The organism is Lysinibacillus sp. NPDC047702 (assembly GCF_050272555.1).
Taxonomy (GTDB): Bacteria; Bacillota; Bacilli; order Bacillales_A; family Planococcaceae; genus Lysinibacillus.
On the sequence record NZ_JBNNMG010000110.1, the window covers coordinates 1 to 7,226 of the forward strand.

At 36.2% G+C, this 7,226-nt stretch carries 8 protein-coding genes; 1 reads left to right on the forward strand and 7 read right to left on the reverse strand.

Going from position 1 to position 7,226, the window contains the following annotated elements; all coding sequences use genetic code 11:
- Window positions 1-169: 169 nt before the first annotated feature.
- Complete coding sequence (locus tag ACQKIM_RS27335; RefSeq protein ID WP_427549994.1) at window positions 170-421, forward strand: hypothetical protein; 252 nt, start codon at window positions 170-172, stop codon at window positions 419-421.
- Window positions 422-621: 200 nt separating this feature from the next.
- Here the strand turns inward: ACQKIM_RS27335 and ACQKIM_RS27340 are convergent, their stop codons facing one another.
- The 7 genes from ACQKIM_RS27340 to ACQKIM_RS27370 all read right to left on the reverse strand — a co-directional run bounded on the left by ACQKIM_RS27340 (window position 622) and on the right by ACQKIM_RS27370 (window position 5,839).
- The gene (locus ACQKIM_RS27340; RefSeq protein WP_427549997.1) at window positions 622-999 is read right to left on the reverse strand and encodes a M15 family metallopeptidase; all 378 of its coding nucleotides are present in this window, start codon (window positions 997-999) and stop codon (window positions 622-624) included.
- Window positions 986-1,291, reverse strand: coding sequence for a M15 family metallopeptidase (locus ACQKIM_RS27345; RefSeq protein WP_427549999.1), 306 nt, complete (start codon window positions 1,289-1,291; stop codon window positions 986-988). The genes ACQKIM_RS27340 and ACQKIM_RS27345 overlap by 14 nt, the downstream gene beginning before the upstream one ends.
- Window positions 1,288-1,704: a phage holin family protein gene (locus ACQKIM_RS27350; RefSeq protein ID WP_427550002.1), complete on the reverse strand. Its 417-nt coding sequence runs from the start codon at window positions 1,702-1,704 to the stop codon at window positions 1,288-1,290. Before ACQKIM_RS27350 ends, ACQKIM_RS27345 begins: the two co-directional genes overlap by 4 nt.
- 556 nt (window positions 1,705-2,260) lie before the next feature.
- Window positions 2,261-3,574: an anti-CBASS protein Acb1 family protein gene (locus tag ACQKIM_RS27355; protein ID WP_427550004.1), complete on the reverse strand. Its 1,314-nt coding sequence runs from the start codon at window positions 3,572-3,574 to the stop codon at window positions 2,261-2,263.
- A 13-nt stretch (window positions 3,575-3,587) separates the two neighbouring features.
- Complete coding sequence (terL, locus tag ACQKIM_RS27360; RefSeq protein WP_427550006.1) at window positions 3,588-4,163, reverse strand: phage terminase large subunit; 576 nt, start codon at window positions 4,161-4,163, stop codon at window positions 3,588-3,590.
- Entirely contained in the window at window positions 4,127-5,050 is a 924-nt protein-coding gene (locus tag ACQKIM_RS27365) for a terminase large subunit domain-containing protein (RefSeq protein ID WP_427550008.1), read from the reverse strand. The genes terL and ACQKIM_RS27365 overlap by 37 nt, the downstream gene beginning before the upstream one ends.
- A gap of 30 nt (window positions 5,051-5,080) precedes the next feature.
- Window positions 5,081-5,839, reverse strand: coding sequence for a terminase small subunit (locus ACQKIM_RS27370; RefSeq protein ID WP_427550010.1), 759 nt, complete (start codon window positions 5,837-5,839; stop codon window positions 5,081-5,083).
- Window positions 5,840-7,226 lie beyond the last annotated feature (1,387 nt).

Here is a 7,226-nt window from a genome sequence, read left to right on the forward strand (position 1 = left end):
TCGCTGTGTTGTTTGGTCGTACTCTCAACTCTAGCGGATACAGATGTTTTTTTGTATTCTTTTTTAGCAAGAACAGATTTTGGTGTTGAGCCCTAATTTTTGTATACAATTAAAAATAAATTTCCTAGAATGGGAAATAGTAGACTAGATGTGAAGGAGAAGATTGAATTTGAGTTGTCCTAATTGTTTAGCAAATGATTCATATAAAAAAGTACATAGAGATGGGTCTGTTGTTGAGATATGTGAGTATTGTAATTCTATTAAAGAAGATACTAATACAATAATAGAATTGATTGTTACACCCGAAAACAACTTCCAAAATAAAATTGAAGATGAAAATGATTTACCTAAAATTGTAATTTACATAGCAATCGTGATTTTTGTGGTTGAGATGATTTTAATAGTATACTGGAGCCAATGACGAGTGCAATTATAACTTTAATATTTTTAGTAATATCAGTACCTTTGGCTATCGGCTACGTTTACAGAAGGAAGGACGGAATGAAACTAAACTTATCAAGAAAAAATTAGTAAAAGCTTAGGTACCTTCATTTTGTGGATACCTGAGCTTTAGTTTTTTTATGATTAAAAATATAACAGTTACCGCATTGTTTTCAACTATTATTTATTACTTCTACGCTGCTGAATCGTAATATACAACCCAATTAAACGATCAGTGGTCATTGTACCATTTTGTAACTCCTTTAAATGTGATTCCTGAATAATGCCATCTTTAACCGCCTGTGCAATAAAGTTTTCTGTTTCAGTTTTCATTGCTGGTGAACCTGGATTCCATGTTTGAGTCATTTTGATTTCCTCCTTTTTATCCTCTACGATTAGTTGTACTTGTCCTTTACTATTAGTAGGCACGTTCAATTTGCCCTCTAACTTATAACCTACAGGCATTTTCCAGTTTGCTTTAACCTCGAAATGTGGTCGATCAATACTACCTACCCAATCGCCACCCCACGTAATACCTAGCTTTTTAGCTATAGGCACCTACTCTGTTTAAAGTATTTACATCATATAAGGATTGAGATGGACCAACAGCAATATCCCAAGCTAGGCGTGATTTGTGATTACTGTCTAGTATCCAGGTAACAATTTGCCCAGGTCTAGTACGCCCCTGAGCATATAGGTAATTCTGGCGTTCCTGTGAGCGATATGTTTCGGTAATGAAGATATTTTTAATGCCCGCTTTAAAACACTCCTGGAACAAAAGTCGGCAAGCTGTTTGTGCTGCAGGTAATAGTTCAGCAAGATCTCGGCATGTTGTTGTTAGGTTGGTCATTGTTTATCACCCTTTTTATCATCGTTTTCCATTTGTAATTGCGATAAGGCATTCGCTAAGAATTTTGGAACACGAATGCCAAGCTTACCTAAGTTTTCAATCATGCTTATACCTTCCATGCCAATTAAAAAGAGAATCATAGCATTTCGCATGAAGTTTCCACTTTCTGTTGCTGTATCAAATTGCACGGCAGCAATAACCATTAAACCCATAGCTGTTTTTTTGATTAAGCCTTTAAACATTTTTTTGCTTTCAGTTTTTTTAAAGACTAAGCTCACCATAAATCCTAGTGTGTAGTCGATAGTCATAAATATAGCTAACGCTTTTATTAGATGGTCAACGCCACCAAAAAAATAAGCGACCCATGCCATTGAGCCGCCTACAAGTGATGTATATAGTGTGTCTGTTTTCATATAACACCTTCCTTTTTCCCAATATAAAAGCCCCCCACCATTTATCTGTGAAAGGCAAATTCCCAAGCGTATCCACAAGTTTATAAACTCGTGGATTTTATTTTTTTATATAAAATATAGTTGTACATGAAATCTAAAATTGAAAATAAATAAGCTGAGCCGGCTAATAATAACGTAGGAGAATCGTATCCGTAATAAATAAAGTCTTGTAAATGTAGATAAAGTAACCAAATTGTTGTAATGACGAAAAGAGAAATGTCGTAAGCCATACTTAGTGGGCGTTTAATCTTTTTTAGAGAAAAGTTAAAAACAACAACTCTAAAAAAAACAAATAGGATTAAAAAAATAAAATAAGCAAATGTAACATAAAAGATTGATGGTTGTATTGATTCGGGTATCTGCATAGGTGTAAAAACCCCTCGATATAATTTACAAATAGTGTACCAATTAGGAAATTATGTGTCTATATCAAGATGTAAAAAGGAGCAAATTTTACATTTTTTTAAAAATAAACTGTAAAAGAAATTTTTGGGGATTTTAGACAATAAAAATAACACTAAGCTTCTACTTGCGTTTTAAATTCTTGCCCAGTAATTTCTTTATACTGTTCTTTTGAAATTTCTCCAAATGGATTTGTTTCTGTTTTTACAGCTAATTTTAATTGATCTGCTATAACACCATTAGAAATGTAAATTTGGTCAGTTTCAGCAACAATTTTCCGGATCTCTGCATCTGTTTTCCAATCGACAGACCAAAGCGGATTGAATTTAATTTCCCATTCAAGTTTATCTGGATCGATGCGTCCACCTGGTTCATTTTCAGCCCACAACAACATGCGGATAAGCTGTTCAAGAAGCGGCTTTTGCTCATTTTCTTGTGCCGAGGTAATACGTGCATAGTAATTCATCACATCATATTGCGCCCCTGTCAACGTACCAGCTTCTTGTCCTTTAATGACGCTCTTAGGCATTCGAGCAGAAGCGGCTATATATTCCCATACGAAATCAAGTAAGTCTTTAAGTCCGGATACAGGTGTTGTTTGCTTGGTCAGAGTTTCCTCTGCTCTAATAATTGCTAATGCTTCTGTACGAAACATGAAATCCATAATCATACTAAGCTCTCGTTTATCCTCTTTTGTTAAGTTTTCCACATCTTTAGATTGATACACTTTGAATGTGAAATCATGTAGTATCTGACCCACAGACCACAAGGAAGTATCAAGCACAGTAATAGCATCATATAGTGTCTCTAACAGCGACATGCCCTGTTCTTCGTCCTCTAATCGCCTCGTTTGGTCATGTAATACACGTGAGTAATGTACAAGAGATTCTGTTTCTACGGCTTGTATACCGCTCCGAGATGCACGATTAATCCGTAAATTTTCCAACTTTCCATAGTTGTTATCAAAGACATCATCATTAATTAATAACTCACTTACTTTCATACTCGAAAACGGATGTAAGTAATCAACTGATTTTAAATTCTCCAACTTTAACGGATCCTGCAAGTCGAATTTACTCTTTTGAGTGACACCCAGCGAGATAAAACCATCACCACGCATACGCTCATACATCCTCATGTTCTTGAAGGCCTCTTTTGCTTTAAGGTCTGCCAACCGCCCCATAATATCTCGAGCAAGTTGCTCATCTTTCATACGTAATGTAAACCAGTGTCTTGTCATATCCTCGGCTGGAATATCAACAATATTTTGTACAATTGGATTATCTGCATACAGACCTGATATTTCTGCATGTGTCAGTTTACGGCGCACACCTGGTACTTGCCGAGTAAGTTTATCCTTTGCACTCGCTTTGCCATGCCCTTGCATAAAGTCCTCTTTATACTGCCTAGCCTGTTCAAGCAGACTCAATATTCATCACCACCTAAAAACCCGCCCATTTTCTAAATCTATCAAGCGGATTTGTATTGTTTGTATATAGTTGATTCAATGCTTGTGTAGTCATATCTACCAAATCATCATGAGTAGCTTTAGGGAACGATACAAGCTCTTCTATTACATCATTCACCCAACGACACATATTTGGATGTGGGAGGTACACGTTACCCGCTTCAAATAACGGTGATACAGCGTGTGCTCTTGCTTCTTTCCCTCCATCAGGATTAACCGGGATAATGCCGGAGATTTTCTTCTGCAGCATTTCAATTACTGCTGAACCGTTTGCTTTGTCCTCAATGTACTTACTTCGCGCTTGAGGCCATTTATCAGACATCGCTTCAATGGCTTTTAATGTATCCGCAAAGCCCATACGTGCATGATGTTGGTCAAGTAAAAAATACTGTGCTTTCTTCCTTGACCATACACCACCTGCTACAAAGTCGCTTGTATCTGTTGCTTTGAAAGTACAATCCCATGACTGTACTTCTTTGTCGAAATAGATAGGTAATACAATCACATTGTCACTTAAGCCCCATTCTCGTTTCTGTTCCTCTGTACGCACGTAATAGCGAATCCATTCACGTTTAAAGATATTACCACCTGCAGGAGCGGGTCTTTGTTGGAAAAGAGAAGCCCATGTTCTAGAACCAACCTCTGCCTTTTTATCCTTTGCCCATTGCTTATCAAAGCCAAGCTCCGGACATAATGGCTCACACCTATTTCTCTGCCTAATAAATCATTTTCATCCTCCGCTATAGCAGGTAAACGTAAACGAATCCATTTACGAGGGCTACGTGCCAGCAAACGACCTATAAGATCGTCCTCATGCCATCGTGTCATGATAACAATAACGGACGCACCATCATGTAAACGAGTTGATAATGTTGCCTCCCACTCATCCCAAATGCTGTCACGTATCGTTTGTGACATAGCTTCTTTCATGTTTTTGATTGGGTCATCTATTATCATTAAATCGGCACCTTGACCTGTAATGGAACCACCTATACCAGTAGAAATCATACCGCCCCGTCTGTCTTGGATTCCCCAATCCTTTGTGGCTGCATTGGATTCAGATAACTCTACATTAAATAGATCATGCGAAAACTCATTGAACTTATTACGATTTAGACGACCAAATTTAGTTGCCAATCCATCCGAATAAGCAGCAGCAATTACCCGCTTATCAGGATTTTTGCCCAAATAAAAAGACGGAAGCGATTCTGTTACCGTCATACTTTTCCCATGTCGTGGGGGCATCTCTATTAGTATGGATAATTGTTCACCATCGGCAACACATTGAAGCACATCACAAATTAATTCAGTGTGTCGATAATGCTCGTAATGACCATGATGTACGTATTCAACATAATCACGATAGAAGCGGCGCGCTAATTCTTTGTCCGCTTCGTTTTTCAATGCGCTCATTTCCTCATCGCTTAGAATTAGCAATCGTTCTCAACTCCTCCAGTGTTAAATTACTTAAATCAACGCCTGTGGTGTTACGACCACCGCACCTTTTATTTCAGAACGTGCTTTTACAATATCTACTTTTAACTTTTCTTCACGTAATCGCTTTAGCTGCTCATCATTTAATAAATCTGTGTATTTTGATAACATCGCGAGGGCTGCCATCTTATCTACAAGCTTTACACTGACACCATCTTTACCCTTTTTTACTTCGCTTACGATTGTTCCATCAACATCATCAGCATTCTTCAAGTGGACATATGTACGTTGATATGTCATTTCCTCGCCTTGATAATCCAGAAGCTGCTGTTTTAATCGAATGATTTCTTCTTTTATACCTTCATTTACCATCATGCGATAAGCATTTCGGTTAGCGGTTATATAATCACATTGATAGGCTTTTTGATAAGCTTTCGTAGCATTGAAGTATTTAACGTAATACATACAAAAAAGCAACTGCTTATCGTTGAGACCGTCACTCTGGACGATTTCAAACTGTACAGTTGCTTGCGATTCCGCTTCTGGTTTAACGTCGCTCCGCTTCGGTTTCTTTTTTACGGAACGTTCCGTATTTTTCGGCTGTTTTGATTGGAACGTTCCATTCGATTCTGCTTCTAATTTTTCATCCCATTTGTCTTTGTTCTTCCACCCACGAACCGTACCTTCTGCGATACCTAATTGTCCTGCAATATCTTTTAGTTTTATATCACCATTTGACGCTTTATATAGTTCGTAGGCTTTGTCACGTTTTGGATCTCTAGCTCTAGCCATATCTCATAATCACCACCACCTCCAAAAATAATTTATTAAAATATTTTCCCTTCACAAAAACTCATTGGTATATAATGAAAACATAAAATAATTTGGAAGAGGTTACAAAATAATGTATAAAGAAGTCACAAAAACAAATAAAAAATAAACTTCTATTTATTGATAATCCTTTCTTGTATAATATTCTTTCTCCTTTATTTCACCATTTGTGTTTTCATTCATACAAAATATATTGATGATTATCCTATAATTCTGTTAGGAACAACATTTGTATTTTTAACGCCTCCTGTATTAACTATTCTAAGTACATACATACTAACCTTAATAGTTTTTAATAAGCACTATATAAATAAGAGAGAACTTTCAAAAAGGAAAGATATATTAGCTCATCTTAGCGTTTTTACAACCATACTAATTAATACAATAGGAAAATTTTATTCTCCTGATGGAAATAATATTGAAACTGAAGGATATAATTGGTTTTTCGAACAAATATTCGATTTTATTAATACAACTATCCAAGATGTAAATTATGTGTATACTTTACCCATTATATTTAGTATGTTGACTTTAATTTTATTAGCTTTAGAGAACACTAAATTTATAACGAAACGTACAAGAAAGATAATGTTGTATCCACATTCTTATCCTTCAATTAATTCTACCCATATAGAAAGAGCTAAACAAATTGTCAATGAAATTGATACCTTGAGAAAAAGTTCAACTCGAAAATAACTTTCTTGCCAAACCCACTATCATCTATAACTTCCTTTAATAAAATACATTAAACCTTTGATGACCACCTACAAGGTTGCCAGTTCGTTCATTCCATATGAGGGGATCAATATGGATCACCTTGTTTAAACTCTTCTCTTGGGTTGTATGGAGCGGATTTATTTTTTTACTGGAATTTTAATTATTTTTATAATGGCATTCCTCCCATAACAATAGGGCTGCCACAAATTTGTGGTAGCCCTGTTTTTGCATATAGATTTGTAGTTATGATTCAAAAATTTAATAGCAAATGAAACTATAGAATAAAACTTTTCCAATTATTACACGTTTGTATAATCCTATCTCTTTCTGCTCTTGCTTTAAGTTCTACTTCATCATAATGAGCTTGTCGAGCCTCTCTACACATGGCTGAATAAATAGATAGATTTGAACTGCCTGACCACTCATGTTTTTCTTTCCCCCATTGCGAGTAATACCACGCCATATTTGTCTCTAATAGGAGTTTATGTGAACTCGAGCGCCTAGGACTAGGTAGGTCTCTTGCTGTATGAGTTGAACGTAAGCCCGAAATATAAAAAAGCGCACCTTCTCGGTACGCACGACGAATGGCCCGCTATCTGGTTTTTTTTTCAGATAGCTGGCTATTTTGAAC

Excerpts from the sequence above, each read along its gene's own strand:
- ACQKIM_RS27350 (WP_427550002.1), bottom strand. The coding sequence starts at position 1,704 with ATGAAAACAGACACACTATATACATCACTTGTAGGCGGCTCAATGGCA.
- ACQKIM_RS27345 (WP_427549999.1), bottom strand. The coding sequence starts at position 1,291 with ATGACCAACCTAACAACAACATGCCGAGATCTTGCTGAACTATTACCT.
- ACQKIM_RS27370 (WP_427550010.1), bottom strand. The coding sequence starts at position 5,839 with ATGGCTAGAGCTAGAGATCCAAAACGTGACAAAGCCTACGAACTATAT.